This is a genomic window from Pseudomonas sp. SAS7 (assembly GCF_052112345.1).
GTDB classification, from domain to species: Bacteria; Pseudomonadota; Gammaproteobacteria; order Pseudomonadales; family Pseudomonadaceae; genus Aquipseudomonas; species Aquipseudomonas putida_Q.
The window spans coordinates 46,240-62,961 of the sequence record NZ_JBEGGO010000010.1 but is presented as its reverse complement, the minus strand read 5'-3'; the positions used below and the strand labels follow the sequence as shown (position 1 = coordinate 62,961).

The following is a 16,722-nucleotide window of genomic DNA, read 5'->3' as shown; positions in this document are numbered from 1 at the left end:
TCGAGTGCGCAGGTTTTGGGGCTGCTGCGCAGCCCATCGCGACACAAGGCCGCTCCTACAAAGGGGATCGCGTCAGCTCTACTGGGCAGCCTTGATCGCCGCCGCAAGCTTCTTCGCTGCATCGGCCGGGTCGGCCTTGGGGTCGTTGATGTAGTTGGTCACCACATCGAAGAACGCGCCCTGCACGGCCAGCGTGGTGGCCATGTTGTGCGCCATGCTCGGCTGCAGGCCGCCATTCTTGGCGTCGGCCAGGAAATCCTTGGCGGAGGTCTGCGCGCAGGCATCGAAGCCATACTTGCCCATGTCGGCAAGCATGTCGTTACGCACCGGGATCGAACCCTTGTTGCTGCTGAAGACCTTCTGGAAGTCCTCACCCAGCACCTTGCGGGCAATGTCCTGCTGGCCGGCAGACGTGCCCGCGTTGTTCTGCTTGAACACCACCAGCGAGTCGATGTTGTAGAGGAAGGCCTTGTCGGTACCGGGGAACGGCACACACTGGTAATCCTTGCCGGCGGTTTTCCTGGCCAAGGTCCATTCGCTCTTGGCCCAGTCGCCCATGATCTGCATGCCGGCCTTGCCGTTGATGACCTTGGCCGCTTCCAGATTCCAGTCCTGGCCTTTGCCGTCCGGGTCCATGTAGGTGGCGACCTTCTTCAGTTCGGTCAGCGCCTTGACCATGTCAGGGCCGGTCAGGGCGGCGTTGTCGAGGTCGACCATGGCCTTCTTGTAGCCGTCTGCCCCCATTACCGACAGCACCACACTTTCGAATACCGTGCTGTCCTGCCACGGCTGGCCGCCATGGGCGAGCGGGATGAAGCCGGCGGCCTTGAGCTTGTCGGCAGCAGCGTAGAATTCGTCGAGGGTGGCGGGCGCCTTGTCTATGCCCGCTTTCTTGAAGACTTCGGGGTTGATCCACAGCCAGTTGATGCGGTGGATGTTCACCGGCACGGCCACATAGTCACCGTCGTACTTAACGGTGTCGGCGACCTTCTTGTCGAGCAATGTGTCCCACTTTTCTTCCTTGGCCACATCCTTGAGCACATCAGCGTCGAGCAGGCCGGTGGCCGCCCAGTCCTGGATATCTGGCCCTTTGATCTGCGCGACACCCGGCGGGTTGCCGGCTACGGCGCGGCTCTTGAGCACGGTCATGGCCGTGGCACCGCCACCGCCAGCGACGGCGCCATCCTTCCAGATAAAGCCGTCTTTCTCGACCTGGGCCTTGAGCACGTCAACGGCCGCTTTTTCACCACCGGAGGTCCACCAGTGCACCACCTCGACACTGCCTTTGGCTTCGGCGGCCTGGGCACTGAGCGGGAGTAAGGAAGCCAGGGAAATTGCGGCAGCGAGACGGAGCGTGGGAATCATCGAAGCACCTTTCTTGTTGTTATGCCGGGCAAGTCGGTCGCTTGCGTTGCATGGAGTCTAAACAGCGTGCCCGCCTCGCCAGGTAACGAAGCGATGCGTGAATGTCATCGTCTGGTTACATTGCCGGCCAGGTTGCTGGCCAGGCTGGGGGCCAGCGGCAAACCTGGCAGCAGCAGCGCCTGGTAGGCGTGATAGAGGTCGGGCTTGCCCGGCCAGAGGGTCCCGGCGGGCTGGTTGTGGGCATCGAGTTCGTGGTGCCAGCTGCCACCGACGTTGTCGATAAAGTGGCTGGCGATGAAATCCCAGCAGGTGCGGTACCACTGCTCGTACTGCGCCTCGCCGGTGCGCTGCAACAGGGCCGCTGCGCCAGCGCAGGCCTCGGCGTGCACCCAGTGCAGGCGCGCATGCACCACGGGCTGCCCGGCCCAGTCCAGGGTGTAGACGAAACCGGGCGCGCCATCGACCTTCCAGGCCTGCTGGCAGGCTGCGTCGAACAGTGCCCGGGCACTCTCCGCCAGCCACTGCGGGGCCTGCAGGCCGGCCCGTTCGAGGCTGGCTTCCAGGTGCAGCAGCAGCCGCGCCCATTCCAGGGCATGCCCAGGCGTGGTGCCATAAGGGCGGAAGTGGTCGGCCGGATGCTCAAGGTTGTAGTGCGGCAGTGGCTGCCAGAGCGCGTCGAAATGCTCGATGACCCGGTAGCCGTTGGCGGCAGCATGGGTACGGATGATGCGCTCGGCAATACGCAAGGCGCGCTTGAGCCACAGGCTGTTGCCGGTAACGTCTGCCAAGGCCAGAAAGGCCTCGGTCGCGTGCATGTTGCTGTTGGCGCCCCGGTACGGCTCGGGCAGTTGCCAGGCGCGGGAGAAGGTTTCCCGCAGGGCGCCTTCTTCTTCGCTCCAGAAACGCGCTTCGATCACATGGATTGCGTCGGCCAACAGCGCGGGGGCGTCGACAGCGCCCGCCACCACTGCCGAGCTGGCGGCCAGTGCGACGAAGGCATGCAGGTAAGCCGCCTTGCCACTGTCGTCGTGGCCACCGGGGTGGGCGAACCAACCGCCATAGGTGGCATCCTGCATGGCACCGCGCAAGGCGGCCACGCCGTGTGCCGCGTGGTCCAGGCAGCCGGGCATGCCCTGCAGGTGAGCCAGGGCGAAGCAGTGGGTCATGCGAGCGGTGTTCATGGTTTCGGCACGGGCGCCGGGGGCTAACTGCCCCTTGGCATCCAGGTTGCCGAAGCCGTCGGGCAGTTTCGCGGCCTTGGCGAAGGCCAGCAGGCGCTGTGCTTCGGCCACGCGCCAGGCGGCGTGAGCCGGGGCATTGAGCCAGCTGGTGGAAGGCAGGTTGGGGGTGTTCATGGGCCAGCTTGATCCTTGCCAGTCGTGTGCGAAGTCTAGTCAGCCGGGTTGGCCGGGGTGTCACGAAGGGAGATGGGTTTGTCACTATGCAGTGACATTTGACTCGCCTGTGCCGGCCTCTTCGCGGGTAAACCCGCTCCCACAGAACCCCACACACTTCGAGGCTATGCAAAACCCTGTGGGAGCGGGTTCACCCGCGCAGAGGCCGGTGCAGGCAACCCGACAGCTCAGTCCATGCCCCGCGGTAGATACAGGGTCACCCGCAACCCGCCCTGGCGCAGGTTCAGCAAGCTCACCTCGCCCCCATGGCTGTGGGCAATGTTGCGCGCAATACCCAACCCCAGCCCATAGCCCTGCTGCTGTGCTGCCAGGCGGAAATGCGGCTCGAACACTTGCTCCAGCTGCTGCTGCGGTACGCCCGGCCCCTGGTCGTCCACCTGCAGCACAAAGCCTTCGGCACTGTCGATGATGCGCAGCCGTGCCCGCTCGCCGTACTTGATGGCGTTGTCGATCAGGTTGCCGATGCAGCGCCGCAGCGCCAGCGGCTTGCCTGGGTAAGGCGCCTGCGCCCGACCTTCGACCGTGATCCGGCCATCACGCAGAAAAGGCTCGGCCAGAATTTCCAGCACCTGGTTGAGGTCGACCGGCTCTATGTTTTCGTGGATATCGGTGTCCTTCACGCACTGCAGCGCACCTTTCACCAGCAGCTCCAGTTCGTCCAGGTCCTGGCTGAACTTGGCCTGCAGGCGCTCGTCCTCCAGCAGTTCGACACGCAGGCGCAGGCGGGTGATCGGCGTGCGCAGGTCGTGGGAGATGGCGCTGAACAGCTGGCTGCGTTCGGTCAGGTAGCGGCTGATGCGCTCACGCATGCTGTTGAACGCCCGGCTTACTTCGACCACTTCGCTACCACCACCTTCGGCCACCGGCGCTACATCGGCGCCCAGCGACATCTCCCGCGCAGCCCGCGCCAGGCGCTTGAGCGGCCAGCTCTGCCAGTGCACCAGCAAACCGATGAACAACAGCAGCAAGGCGGTGGTGAGCACGATGAAACCGATCTGCTGGCGTGGCAGGCGTTCGGCCTCAAGGCTGGTATAGGGCTCGGGCAGCAGCGAAGCAATGTACAGCCACTCGCCCTCGCCCAGACGGATCTGCGTCACCAGCACCGGCGGGTTGAGCGGCTCCAGGGTCAGCGAGTAATGCGCCCAGGAGCGTGGCAGTTCGTCGAGTTTCAGGCCGCTGTTGAAAATGCGCAGGTCGTCGGGCCTGACGAACTCGACGGAAACGTCCATCTGCGAACCCAGGCGCTCGTGCAGGACCTGCTGGAACACATCGATCACCGCCTGCTTGCGTGGGGTGATGGGCAGCACCGGCATGTCGAGCGGCTTGGCGTTGAGCGAGACGAAAAAGCGCGTGCCGCCCATGCTGCGCAACTGGTCGAGCACCATCGGCCGATAGGCTACCGGCAGCGAGCGGAAGTAACTGACGCTGGCGCTCATGGAGTGGGCCAGGCTGCTGGCGCTGGCGCGCAGGCCCTGCAGCTGGCTGGCACGCAACTGGGCCACCCAGATGATGCTCGACAAGCCTTGGGCCAGCAGCACCACCAGCAGGGTCAGCAGCAGCATGCGCCCCAGCAGCGAGCGCGGCAGCACGCGCCAGCGCCGCTCAGGGCGCACTGCAGACATGCGCCGCCAACAGGTAACCGCTGCCGCGTACCGTGCGGATCAGCCGGGGGGGCTTGTCGGTATCGCGCAGGCGCTGACGCAGGCGGCTGACCGCCATGTCGACGATGCGGTCCAGCGGCATCGGCTCGCGACCACGGGTGGCGTTGCCGATGGTGTCGCGGTCGAGAATTTGCTGCGGATGGTCGAGGAACAGCTTGAGCAGGGCGAAGTCGGCGCCGGACAGAATCACCTCTTCGCCGTCGTGGTGGAACAGACGATGGCTGACCGTGTCCAGGCGCCAGTCGTCGAAAGCCAACACCGCACTGCCCGGTGCCGACTGGCCGAATTCGGCGCGGCGCAGCAGGGCCTTGATCCTTGCTTGCAGTTCCCGAGGGCTGAAGGGTTTGCCCAGGTAGTCGTCGGCGCCCAGCTCCAGGCCAATGACCCGGTCGGCTTCGTCGGAGCTGGCGGTGAGCATGATGATCGGCACGCGTGCCTGGCGCGGGTGCTGGCGCACCCAGCGGCACAGGCTGAAGCCGTCTTCGTCGGGCAGCATGACGTCGAGAATGACCAGGTCGCAGGGGGTGGTTTCCAGGGCGTGACGAAAGCCCTTTCCATCGGCTTCGGCATGCACCTGGAAGCCGGAGCGGCTCAGGTAGGTTTGCAGCAGTTCGCGGATTTCCTGGTCGTCGTCGACCATCAGGATCGATTTGCCGGCAGTGCTCAAGGTGGTCCTTCCTCTTGTTGGTTACAGGTCTTGGTTGCCTGTTATTGGGGCCGCTTCGCGCCCCATCGCGGCACAAGGCCGCTCCTACAGGGACCGTGCTGTGCCGGACTATCAGCGGCCCCTTACACTTATCTGGGGTCCAAGGCCTGCTGCAAGGCCACACCGGAGCCCAGCAAGCCGGAAAACTCTGCGGTTACCAGCCACACCGGCACACCGGCGAAGTAACCACTCATGCAGCCCTTGTCGGCAAAACTCGCGGCAAACCCGCTACGCAGGAACAGTTCGGCAAAACGCGGAATCACGCCGCCGACAATATAGACCCCGCCTCGCGCGCCCAGCGTGAGCACGTTGTTACCCGCCACACGCCCAAGAAACCGACAGAACTGCTCGACCACCGCCAGCGCCCGTGGCTCGCCGCCCAGCGCGGCATCGGTAATCTGCGCCGGGGTCTTGTGCCTGGGTGTGTCGCCATCCAGCGCACAAATTGCCTGGTACAGCCGCACCAGGCCACCGCCACTGAGCACGGTCTCGGCACTGACATGGCCGATCTGGCCGTGGATCTGCTGGTGGATCGCCGCTTCGCGCGCATTGCCCACCGGTAGGTCGACATGGCCGCCCTCCCCCGGCAAGGCCTGCCAGTGCTGTTCGCCCAGGCGCAGCAGCGAACCCACGCCCAGGCCAGTGCCTGGCCCGATCACCAGCGCAGGCCGCAACGGGTCAGCCTGCCCGGGGCACACCTCGCGAAACTCCCCTTCGCGCAGGCGGGTCATGCCCAGCGCCATGGCGGTGAAGTCGTTGATCAGCAACAGCCGTTCAACCTGCAAGGTCTGGCAGAAAGCCGTACGGCTCAGGCGCCAATGGTTGTTGGTAAAGCGAAACTCATCGCCATCGACCGGCCCGGCGACCGCAAGGCACACCGCCGCCAAGCCGCCGCGGGCTATGCCCTGGCCTTCGAGATAAGCCTCGATGGCCTGCTCCGGGCTGGTGTAGTCCGCAGTGGCAAAGACTTTTACCTCATGCAGCTGGTTGTCACGCCACAACGCAAAACGGGCATTGGTGCCACCAATGTCGCCAACCAGCAGGTCCTTCATTTGAGGTTCTCCAGGGCCGAGGTAAAGGCACTGGCGCCCTGCTCTGCCGGGCTGAACGCCATGCGCATGAAGCCGAACAGCTCGCGCCCGCAGCCCAGGTCGTTGCCCTGGGGGGCCGGCGGCAGGTCGCGGCTGGCCAGTTCTTCGGCCGACACCATCACCCGCAATGTGCCTTCGACACCATCGACCCGCACGATATCACCATCGCGCACCCGCGCCAGCGGGCCGCCATCATAAGCCTCGGGGCAAACGTGGATGGCCGCCGGGATCTTGCCCGAGGCGCCGGACATGCGCCCGTCGGTGACCAGCGCCACCTTGTAGCCACGGTCCTGCAGCACACCGAGGAACGGTGTGAGCTTGTGTAATTCGGGCATGCCGTTGCAACGCGGGCCCTGGAAGCGCACCACGGCGACAAAGTCACGCTCCAGCTCGCCGGCCTTGAACGCATCGGCCAGCGACTGCTGGTCCTGGAACACACGCGCCGGGGCTTCGACCACCTGGTGCTCGGGGGCGACAGCAGACACCTTCATCACGCCACGGCCCAGGTTGCCTTCCATCACCCGCAGGCCGCCTTCAGCCGAGAACGGCCGCGCCACCGGGCGCAGGATGCTTTCGTCCAGGCTCTGTTGCGGCCCCTCGCGCCACACCAGCTTGCCATTGTCGAGGAACGGTTCCTGGGTATAGCGGCGCAGGCCATGGCCAGCCACGGTGTTGACGTCTTCGTGCAGCAGCCCGGCATCCAGTAGCTCGCGAATCAGGAAGGCCATGCCACCGGCGGCCTGGAAGTGGTTGATGTCGGCCTTGCCGTTGGGGTAGACGTGGGACAGGGTTGGCACCACCTCGGAGAGGTCGGCCATGTCCTGCCAGGTCAGCTGGATACCTGCCGCCTGGGCAATCGCCGGGATATGCAGGGTGTGGTTGGTCGAGCCGCCCGTGGCGTGCAGGGCGACAATCGAATTGACCAGTGCCTTTTCGTCGACGATTTCGCCCAGCGGCATGAAGCTGCCGCTGGCCTTGGTCATGCGCGTGACCTGCTGCGCGGCCTCGGCGGTAAGCGCGTCGCGCAGCGGCGTGTACGGGTTGACGAACGAGGCGCCCGGCAGGTGCAGGCCCATCACTTCCATCACCAGCTGGTTGGTATTGGCGGTGCCGTAGAAGGTGCAGGTACCCGGGCTGTGATAGGAGTTCATCTCCGACTCCAGCAACTCTTCACGGCTGGCCTTGCCTTCGGCATAACGCTGGCGCACATCGGCCTTCTGTTTGTTGGATATGCCCGACACCATCGGCCCGCCCGGGACGAAGATGGTCGGCAGGTGGCCGAAGCGCAGCGCGCCCATCATCAGGCCTGGGACGATCTTGTCGCAGATGCCCAGCATCAGCGCGGCATCGAACATGTTGTGCGACAGCGCTACCGCCGTGGACATGGCGATGACTTCGCGGCTGGCGATGGCCAGCTCCATGCCAGGCTCACCCTGGGTCACGCCGTCGCACATGGCCGGCACGCCCCCGGCGAACTGCCCGACCGAACCGACCTCACGCAGGGCCTGCTTGATCTGCTCGGGGAAGTGCAGGTACGGCTGGTGGGCAGACAACATGTCGTTGTAGGCCGAGACGATAGCCACGTTGGCCGCGTTCATCAGGCGCAGCGTCTGCTTGTCCTCGCTGCCACAGCCGGCCACGCCATGGGCGAAGTTGGCGCACTGCAGGCTGGCACGCATGGGGCCTTCACTGGCCGCCCCGCGAATCAGCTGCAGGTAGCGTTCGCGGGTGGCACGGCTGCGTTCGATCAGCCGCTGGGTGACCTCAAGGATGCGCGGATGCATGTACTGGACTCCAGGCTAATTGTAAGGGCGGTTTACCGGGCATTTCCCCTCCAAACGATTGCGGCCTAGGCTCAAGGTAAGGAGCCTGCTGCATCGGTGGAAGCACATCGCCCATCCGCTCGTTGTATGTTTAAACAAAATACTGCCACTAAAAAGGCTTGTTTTCTATCGGCCAGTGAATAATCTTGTAATTCCAACAACAAAACCGTTTCAGTGAAGCTCCTTTTTGCCACAGGTTTCACTCGGACTGCCAGAGGTACTGCCATGACCCTACGCATCGCCATCAATGGATTCGGCCGCATCGGGCGCAACGTCCTGCGCGCACTGTATACCCAAGGCTACCGCCAGGACCTGCAGGTCGTCGCCATCAACGACCTGGGCGACAGCGCCATGAATGCCCACCTGCTCAAGTACGACAGCGTGCACGGCACGTTCGACGCCACGGTGGAGGCCGACCACGAAAGCCTCACGGTCAATGGTGACCGTATCGCGGTCAGTGCTATCCGCAACCCGGCCGAACTGCCCTGGAAGGCCGAGGCGATCGACGTGGTGTTCGAGTGCACGGGGCTGTTCACCGACCGCGCCAAGGCCGCAGCACACCTCGCGGCAGGGGCGGGCAAGGTGATTGTCTCGGCGCCGGCCAAAGGTGCCGATGCCACCGTGGTGTACGGGGTCAACCATGACATCCTGCGGGCCTCGCACCAGGTCATTTCCAACGCCTCCTGCACCACCAACTGCCTGGCACCGATCGCCCAGGTGCTGCACCGCGAGTTCGGCATCGAGCAAGGCCTGATGACCACCATTCACGCCTACACCAACGACCAGGTGCTGACCGACATGTACCACAGCGACCCGTACCGCGCGCGCTCGGCCACCCAGTCGATGATCCCGAGCAAGACCGGCGCCGCCGAGGCCGTGGGCCTGGTGCTGCCGGATCTGGCCGGCAAGCTGACCGGCATGGCAGTGCGGGTGCCGGTGATCAACGTGTCGTTGGTGGACCTCACCGTCAACCTCAAGCGCGAGGCCACGGCCGAGCAGGTCAACCAGCTGTTCCTTGAAGCCAGCCAGCATTCCAAGGTATTGGGCTACAACGCGTTGCCATTGGTTTCCTGCGATTTCAACCACAACCCGCTGTCGTCCATTTTCGATGCCAACCATACCCGGGCCAACGGGCGCATGCTCAAGGTGCTGGCGTGGTATGACAACGAGTGGGCGTTCAGCAACCGCATGCTGGATAACTGCCTGGCGTTGTGCCAGGCCCGCTAAGATCTGGCACGCTCCCTGTAGGAGCGGCCTTGTGTCGCGATGGGCTGCGCAGCAGCCCCACAATCTCAGCTACACAGCACATATTGCAGGGGGCTGCTGCGCAGCCCATCGCGACACAAGGCCGCTCCTACAGGGGACCGCACAGGGCGGGGACTCACAATCTTTACCATTTCCTAACACATCCACACTTGACCAACGGCACAGATGATAAGCATTATCATTAACCTTTCGTCGGCCAGGTCCCACCGTGAGTCAGTCCCGGTTCAACTCCGTCTTCCTCGTCCAGCGCCTTACCCTGTTGCGCACCTTGCAGCGCATGGTTGGCAACCCCAGCACGGCCGAAGACCTGCTGCAGGAAACCTACCTGCGGGTGTCACGCGCCCTGGGCGAGCGGCCCATCGAGCACATCGAGCCGTTCGTGTTCCAGACCGCGCGCAACCTGGCACTGGACCACCTGCGCGCACGCCGGGTGCAGGCACGCATGCTGGTCGACGACGTGCCCGACGAAGTGCTGCACAGCGTGGCCGCACCCGCCACCAGCAGCGAGGATGCAGCCCATGCCGAGCAGTTGCTCAAGCACCTGAGCGTCAGCCTCAATCAACTGAGCGAACGCCAGCAGCGCATTTTCATCCTCAGCCGCCTGCATGGCGCCACCTACCTGGAAATTGCCGAACAACTCAGTGTCTCGCCGAGCACGGTGCAAAAGGAACTGAAACTGATCATGGCGATCTGCATGGGTGTTGCCGAACGCCTCAAGTAAGCTGACCGCAGGCGAAGGGCGACGCAAAGCCCTTGCCACACCCCGCCTTAGCCTTGATCATTCGCAAAAAACCATTCAAGGATTCACCGTGACTGACAGCCCTGCCCCTCGCCCGTCACCTGCCGGGCCAAGTGCCCGTGCTCGTGCCATGGACGAGGCGCTGGACTGGCTGGTGCGCCTGCAATGCGCCGATGCCGCAGACACCCAGGCCTTTGAAGCCTGGCTGAGCGCCGCGCCAGAAAACGCCGAGGCCTATGTAGAGGCAGAGGCACTGTGGAACGGCACGCCGTTGCATCAGGCTGCCACGCAGATGCACCAGCAGCAGCGCCGCTCCTGGCGCGGGCGCCTGCGCAGCCACTGGAAGCCCCTGGCCTCTGCAGCGATGCTGCTGGTCGGACTGTTCACCGTCGGCAACCTGCCCACCCGCCTGCAGGCCGACCACCTGACTGTGGTGGGCGAGCGCCAGCGCCTGCAACTGGAAGACGGTGCAAAAGTGCTGCTCAACACCAACTCGGCATTTGCCAGCGACCGCCGGGACGGCCGCCCGGTCGCCCGCCTGCTGCAGGGTGAGGCCTACTTCCAGATACCCGAGGGCGCGCTGCTGCCACTTGAGGTAGAGGCCGGGCCGTTGCGCGCACAGGTGCGCGATACTGACTTTGCCGTGCGCTACCTCGATGGCGAGGCCCAGGTGCGGGTGCAACGCGGCGATGTCGACCTGCAAGGGGCACGCGACCAGCGCATCCGCCTGAGTGCCGGCGACAGCATCAGCGTGGGCCCGCAGGGCTTCGGCCAGCGCCAACGCGCCGACATGCAAAAGGACCTGGCCTGGGTCGACGGCCGCCTGGTGTTCGAGAATTGCCCGCTGAGCCAGGTGCTGGCTGAAGTGCGGCGCTACTACCCGGGCTGGATCATCAACCGCAATGCGCAGCTCGAAGACGTTGCAGTAACTGGTAACTACCGCCTCGACCAGCCGTTGGAAACCCTGCGCGCACTGGCCCACATCACCTCGGCACAGCTGCATGAGTACCCTGCGCTGGTGATTCTGAACTGACCCCGAAATTATTTTTACGCGATCGCCCTGCCCCGTCCGTCTCGTTATAGCCAATGCAACTGATTCTTGTTTGAAAACGAGAACAGCAATCGCCTATAACAGCCCGCGCATCAGGGAGCGCTTTCGATGTCCACTGGTCCTACCCGCTCGTCCACCCTTCCCCGCCGAACCGGGCAACTGTCCCTGTTGACCCTGGCCCTGCTCGCCAGCGGCGCCTGCAGCCTGCCGGCGCTGGCCGCCGAACCGGCCCAGGCCAGCAGCCCGCGCATGGGTGACTACCGCTTCAGCATCGGCCAGCAGCCGCTGGTATCGGCGATCAACGCCTTCAGCCAGGTCACCGGCTGGCAGGTCGGCTTCAGCGCCGAGCTGGCCGACGGCGTGGCGTCGCCGGGTGTGCAAGGCTCGCTGCCACCAGATGCCGCCCTCAAGCGCCTGCTGCAGGGTACCGGGCTGAGTTTTCGCAAGATCAGCAACGGCAACGTGGTGCTTGAGCGCCAGACTGGCGGCAACGTAATCGCCCTGCAGCAGGTGACCGTCAGCGCCACCCGTAGTGCCCAGGACGTCAGCCAGGTGCCAAGCACCGTCAGCGTGCAGACCCGCGAGCAACTGGACCGGCAGAACGTCAACAACATACAGGACCTGGTGCGCTATGAGCCGGGCGTGTCGGTGGCCGGTACCGGCCAGCGCAGCGGCCTGAACGGCTATAACATCCGTGGTATCGACGGCGAGCGGATCCTTACCCAGGTCGATGGTGTATCGATCCCGGACAGCTTCTTCTACGGCCCCTACGCCCAGACCCAACGCAACTACGTCGACCCGGAAATCGTCAAGCGCGTGGAAATCCTCCGCGGCCCGGCCTCGGTGCTGTACGGCAGCAACGCCATCGGCGGCGCGGTGAGCTACTTCACCCTCGACCCCGACGACATCATCAAGCCCGGCAAGGACGTAGGCGCGCGGCTGAAGACCGGCTACAGCTCGGCCGACGAAAGCTGGCTGACCTCCGCCACCGTCGCCGGCCGCGAGGGTGATTTCGATGGCCTGCTGCACCTGAGCCAGCGTAACGGCCACGAGACCGAAACCCACGGCAGCCAGAGCGGTGCCGGCCTGTCGCGCACCGAAGCCAACCCGATGGATGTGCGCACTACAAACGTGCTGGCCAAGCTGGGCTGGAACTACGGCGACGACGCGCGCCTGGGCTTCACCTACGAACGCTACAAGGATGACCGAGACCAGAACATCCTCAGCGCGGCGGGCGGGCCGTTCATTCCGGGCTTTGGTGGCATGGGTTACTACAAGGCGCGCAGTGGCAACGACACCATCACCCGCGAGCGCTTTGGCATCAACCATGAGTTCGGCCTGGATTCGCTGGTCGCTGACCACGTCAAGTGGAGCCTCAACTACCAGATCGCCAAGACCGACCAGCACACCGAAGAAGTCTACGCACCGCCTGGCCGCCAGGTATTGCGCACGCGTGACACGACCTACAAGGACCGCCAGTGGGTGTTCGATGCCCAGCTGGACAAGGCCTTCAGCATCGGCGCCACCGACCACCTGCTGACCTATGGCACCACGATCAAGCACGAAAAAATCACCGGTACGCGCAGCGGCACGGGCACCTGCCTGGCCGTGGGCTCCGGTTGCTCCGCCGCCGGCGCCGAACGCCCGGCAGACGGCCAGGTTCTGGTCAGCGACTTCCCGGACCCGACCGTGAACACTTACAGCCTGTTCGTGCAGGATGAAATCCGCTGGAACAACTGGACCTTCATGCCCGGTGCGCGCTACGACTACACGCGCATGGAACCTAAGTTCACCGACGAATTCCTGCGTGGCCTGGAGTCCACCGGCACAGCGCCCACCTCCCAGGACGACTCGGACAAGAAGTGGCACCGCGTCTCGCCCAAGTTCGGCCTGACTTACGCCTTCAACGACAACTACACCTGGTATGGTCAGTACGCCGAAGGCTTCCGCACCCCGACCGCCAAGGCCATGTACGGAAAGTTCGTGAACCTTGAGGAAGGTTACCGCGTAGAAGGCAACCCGGGCCTGGAACCGGAAAAGAGCAAGAGCTACGAAACCGGCCTGCGTGGCAACTTCGACGCGGGTAACTTCGACGTGGCGGTGTTCTACAACAAGTACCGCGACTTCATCGACGAAGATGCGGTGCAAAGCGCCAATCTGGAACAGACCTTCCAGGCCAATAACATCAAGCACGCCACCATCAAGGGTGCCGAGGTCAAGGGCCGCCTGAACCTCGACCACTTCGGCGCGCCGCAAGGCCTGTATACCCAGGGCTCGATTGCCTACACCTATGGTCGTAACGACGACACCGGTGAGCCGCTGAACACCGTCAACCCGCTGAAGGGCGTGTTCGGTCTCGGTTACGAGCAGCAGAACTACGGCGGCCTGCTGAGCTGGACACTGGTGAAGCGCAAGACCCGTGTCGACGACTCCAGCTTCTACTCGCCAGATGGTTCGAGCGCGAAGTTCCGCACCCCGGGCTACGGCGTGCTGGACCTGACCGGCTACTACAAGGTCACCGACGACGTGACCATCAACGCCGGCCTGTACAACCTCACCGACAAGAAATACTGGCAGTGGGACTCGGTGCGCAGCTACGACGGCCAGGGTGAAGCGGCTGTGACCCAGCCAGCCAACATCGACCGCCTGACCATGCCGGGGCGCAACTTCGGTATCAATGTGGTTTGGGATATCTGAAGCCTTTCTCCTACAGGCCTGCGCAATGCCTGTAGGAGCGGCCTTGTGTCGCGATCGGGCCGCGAAGCGGCCCCGGCAATCTTTGTATGAGTGCTGAAATCCTGGGGCCGCGCTGCGGCCCGATCGCGACACAAGGCCGCTCCTACAAAAAGCTCTGCGGCCTGCAGGAACGATGTAAAACCCGGTTTTTTTACTGTCCCGCCGCCGCTGTTTCGTCTTGTATCTAGACGCCCCTCTTTCCAAGGACTGCCCCCATGACCGAACGCCCAGCCCTGCGCTCCCAGCGCCTGAACCAGATCACCCACGCCCCGCACGCCGAGCTGGATGCCCTGGTCAAATCTCACGCACCCTTCGACAGCCGCGAAAGCTTCGCCCGCTTCGTCGTTGCCCAGTACCTGTTCCAGTCCGAGCTGCAAGCCCTGTACAACGATCCGCAGCTGATCGCCATCGTCCCCGACCTGGCCGAGCGCTGCCGTGCCGACCAAGCCCGCCTGGACCTCGCCGACCTCAACACCGAAGTGCCGGCCGCCGTGCCAGGCGCCGTGGGCAAGCCGAGCCTGGGCGAGGCAATGGGCTGGATCTTCGTCTCTGAAGGCTCCAAACTGGGCGCTGCGTTTCTGATCAAGCGTGCCGTGGCCCTGGAGCTGTCCGACACCTTCGGTGCCCGCCACCTGGGCGAGCCTGCCGGTGGCCGTGCCGAAGGCTGGAAGCAGTTCACCCGCATCCTCGATGGCCTTGAGCTGTCGGCTGAAGAGGAAGCCGCTGCCGAACGCGGTGCAGTTGCCGCATTCGAGCGTTTCACCGAACTGCTCAAGCATGCCTATGCTGCGGATGCCGCGCTGGTCTGATATGCCGTACCCGGCCACCCTACCGGTGGCCGAACCGCTTTTTGCAGTGAGACCATGACCCAACCTGCCCGCTCGAAGATCGCCCGCCTGTTGTATGGAATCCTGGCTTACGTGAGCCTCGGGGTGGGCTTGGTCGCGATCGTCATACCCGGTTTGCCGACCACCGAATTCATCCTGCTGGCCGCCTGGGCGGCGACCCGCAGTTCGCCGCGCCTGTCGGCCTGGCTGGAGAACCACCGGCTGTTCGGGCCAATCCTCTACAACTGGCGCAATGGCAAGGTGATCCAGCGCCGGGCCAAGGTAAGCGCGACCATCAGCATGCTGCTGTGTGCAGGCCTGATGCTGACGTTTCTGGAACACCACTGGCCGGTGTTCCTGGCGATCGCCGGCATGACCCTGGGCAACCTGTGGATCTGGTCACGCCCGGAGCACGCCTGCCCTGCCCCGTCACAAGCTCAGCAACCCTGAATACAGGCCGTAGGCCGCCAGTGCAGCGCCTGCCAGCACGGCGGCGAAAATCAGCTTTTCCCAGGTGGTGAACAACGCCTGGCCCTGCTCATGCTTGGCCCTGGCAAACAGGATTACGCCGGGGGCATACAGCAGCGCCGACAGCAGCAGGTACTTGAGCCCGCCGGCATACAACAGCCACACGGCATACAGCAAGGCAACCAGCGCCACCAGCAAATCCTTGCGCCGCAACCCCGTTTGCCCGGCGTAGGTTTCTGCACGCACCGCCAGCAGCACGGCATACGCCGCCGACCACAGGTAAGGCACCAGGATCATCGACGAAGCCAGGTAGATGAGGCTGGTGTAGGTACCGGCCGAGAACAGCGTAATCAGCAAGAAGCCCTGGATCATGCAGTTGGTCAGCCACAGGGCGTTGGCAGGCACATGGTTGGCGTTTTCCTTGGCCAGAAAGCGCGGCATGGTCTTGTCCCGAGCCGTGGCAAACAGGATCTCGGCACACAGCAACGCCCACGACAGCAACGCGCCCAGCAGCGAAACCGCCAGGCCGAGGCTGATCAGCAACGCCCCCCAAGGGCCGACGATATGCTCCAGCACCGACGCCAGCGACGGGTTCTGCAAACCGGCCAGTTCCGGCTGGGTCATCACCCCTAGCGAAAGCACGTTGACCAGCACCAGCAGCGCCAGCACACCAAGAAAACCAATGACGGTAGCCTTGCCCACATCCGAACGACGCTCGGCGCGCCCGGAGTACACGCTGGCGCCCTCGATGCCAATGAACACGAACACGGTCACCAGCATCATATTGCGCACCTGCTCCAGCACGCTGCCGAATTGCGGGTTGCTCAAGCCCCAGATGTCACGGGTGAAGATATCGGCACGAAAGGCGAACGCCGCAATCACCACGAACATCAGCAACGGCACCACCTTGGCCACCGTGGTCACCTGGTTGATGAACGCGGCTTCCTTGATGCCGCGCAGCACCAGAAAGTGGACTGACCACAGCAGCAACGAGGCACAGCCGATGGCGATCGGCGTGTTGCCTTCGCCGAAAACCGGAAAGTAGAAGCCCAGGGTGCTGAACAGCAGCACGAAATAGCCGACATTGCCCAGCCAGGCGCTGATCCAGTAGCCCCAGGCCGAAGAGAAGCCCATGTAGTCGCCGAAACCCGCCTTGGCGTAGGCGTACACCCCCGAGTCCAGTTCCGGCTTGCGGTTGGCCAAGGTCTGGAACACGAAGGCCAGGGCCAGCATGCCGACGGCGGTGATGCCCCAACCGATCAGCACCGCCCCGACATCGGCACGCGCCGCCATGTTCTGCGGCAGCGAGAAGATCCCGCCACCGATCATCGAGCCGACCACCAGTGCGATCAGCGCGCCCAGGCGCAGCTTCTGTCCCGGTTCGCTCATGCATCCCCCATTTTTTTACGCGCTGTCATGCCTTTGAAACAGCCCTGCGGGCCATATAAATGTGGTTACTTATAATAGAACACGCCATTCAAGCTATAGCACTCATAACTGCTTTGTCTATGCACCATTCCTTAAAAGCTAGCAGCTGGACAGCAACTAGAACAGTTCCTGATAAAACTCAAAAT

The 16,722-nt window shown here is 64.0% G+C and carries 13 protein-coding genes; 6 read left to right on the top strand and 7 right to left on the bottom strand.

Annotated elements, in window-relative coordinates; translation table 11 throughout:
- Positions 1 to 78: 78 nt before the first annotated feature.
- The 6 genes from ABI582_RS17240 to edd form a co-directional block, all read right to left on the bottom strand.
- On the bottom strand, positions 79 to 1,365 hold the full coding sequence (locus ABI582_RS17240; RefSeq protein ID WP_442119792.1) for an ABC transporter substrate-binding protein: 1,287 nt from the start codon (positions 1,363 to 1,365) through the stop codon (positions 79 to 81).
- Positions 1,366 to 1,469: 104 nt separating this feature from the next.
- On the bottom strand, positions 1,470 to 2,720 hold the full coding sequence (locus tag ABI582_RS17235; protein WP_442119791.1) for a D-mannose isomerase: 1,251 nt from the start codon (positions 2,718 to 2,720) through the stop codon (positions 1,470 to 1,472).
- Positions 2,721 to 2,947: 227 nt separating this feature from the next.
- Positions 2,948 to 4,402 carry an ATP-binding protein gene (locus ABI582_RS17230; protein WP_442119790.1) on the bottom strand — a complete coding sequence of 485 codons (1,455 nt, stop codon included), beginning with the start codon at positions 4,400 to 4,402 and terminating at the stop codon, positions 2,948 to 2,950.
- Positions 4,383 to 5,108: a two-component system response regulator GltR gene (gene gltR, locus ABI582_RS17225; protein ID WP_043196841.1), complete on the bottom strand. Its 726-nt coding sequence runs from the start codon at positions 5,106 to 5,108 to the stop codon at positions 4,383 to 4,385. The genes ABI582_RS17230 and gltR overlap by 20 nt, the downstream gene beginning before the upstream one ends.
- 128 nt (positions 5,109 to 5,236) lie before the next feature.
- Positions 5,237 to 6,199: a glucokinase gene (locus ABI582_RS17220; protein ID WP_442119789.1), complete on the bottom strand. Its 963-nt coding sequence runs from the start codon at positions 6,197 to 6,199 to the stop codon at positions 5,237 to 5,239.
- Positions 6,196 to 8,022, bottom strand: a complete 1,827-nt coding sequence (gene edd / locus ABI582_RS17215) for a phosphogluconate dehydratase (protein WP_016501286.1) — start codon at positions 8,020 to 8,022, stop codon at positions 6,196 to 6,198. Before edd ends, ABI582_RS17220 begins: the two co-directional genes overlap by 4 nt.
- Positions 8,023 to 8,286: 264 nt before the next feature.
- On the opposite strand from edd, the gene gap reads away from it, so the two are divergent.
- The 6 genes from gap to ABI582_RS17185 all read left to right on the top strand — a co-directional run bounded on the left by gap (position 8,287) and on the right by ABI582_RS17185 (position 15,130).
- On the top strand, positions 8,287 to 9,288 hold the full coding sequence (gap, locus tag ABI582_RS17210) for a type I glyceraldehyde-3-phosphate dehydrogenase (RefSeq protein ID WP_442119788.1): 1,002 nt from the start codon (positions 8,287 to 8,289) through the stop codon (positions 9,286 to 9,288).
- Between the two features lie 247 nt (positions 9,289 to 9,535).
- On the top strand, positions 9,536 to 10,048 hold the full coding sequence (locus ABI582_RS17205) for an RNA polymerase sigma factor (RefSeq protein WP_003255059.1): 513 nt from the start codon (positions 9,536 to 9,538) through the stop codon (positions 10,046 to 10,048).
- Between the two features lie 88 nt (positions 10,049 to 10,136).
- Positions 10,137 to 11,099, top strand: a complete 963-nt coding sequence (locus ABI582_RS17200; protein ID WP_338746207.1) for a FecR family protein — start codon at positions 10,137 to 10,139, stop codon at positions 11,097 to 11,099.
- 126 nt (positions 11,100 to 11,225) lie between these two features.
- Positions 11,226 to 13,814 (top strand): TonB-dependent receptor, encoded by a 2,589-nt coding sequence (locus ABI582_RS17195; RefSeq protein WP_442119787.1) that lies wholly within the window; start codon positions 11,226 to 11,228, stop codon positions 13,812 to 13,814.
- A 254-nt stretch (positions 13,815 to 14,068) separates the two neighbouring features.
- On the top strand, positions 14,069 to 14,662 hold the full coding sequence (locus ABI582_RS17190) for a biliverdin-producing heme oxygenase (RefSeq protein ID WP_258655430.1): 594 nt from the start codon (positions 14,069 to 14,071) through the stop codon (positions 14,660 to 14,662).
- A 54-nt stretch (positions 14,663 to 14,716) separates the two neighbouring features.
- Positions 14,717 to 15,130 carry a YbaN family protein gene (locus ABI582_RS17185; RefSeq protein WP_019471746.1) on the top strand — a complete coding sequence of 138 codons (414 nt, stop codon included), beginning with the start codon at positions 14,717 to 14,719 and terminating at the stop codon, positions 15,128 to 15,130.
- On the opposite strand, the gene arcD is transcribed toward ABI582_RS17185, so the two are convergent.
- Complete coding sequence (arcD, locus tag ABI582_RS17180) at positions 15,110 to 16,537, bottom strand: arginine-ornithine antiporter (RefSeq protein WP_338746205.1); 1,428 nt, start codon at positions 16,535 to 16,537, stop codon at positions 15,110 to 15,112. The two genes, ABI582_RS17185 and arcD, sit on opposite strands and share 21 nt — an antisense overlap.
- Between the last annotated feature and the right edge of the window lie 185 nt (positions 16,538 to 16,722).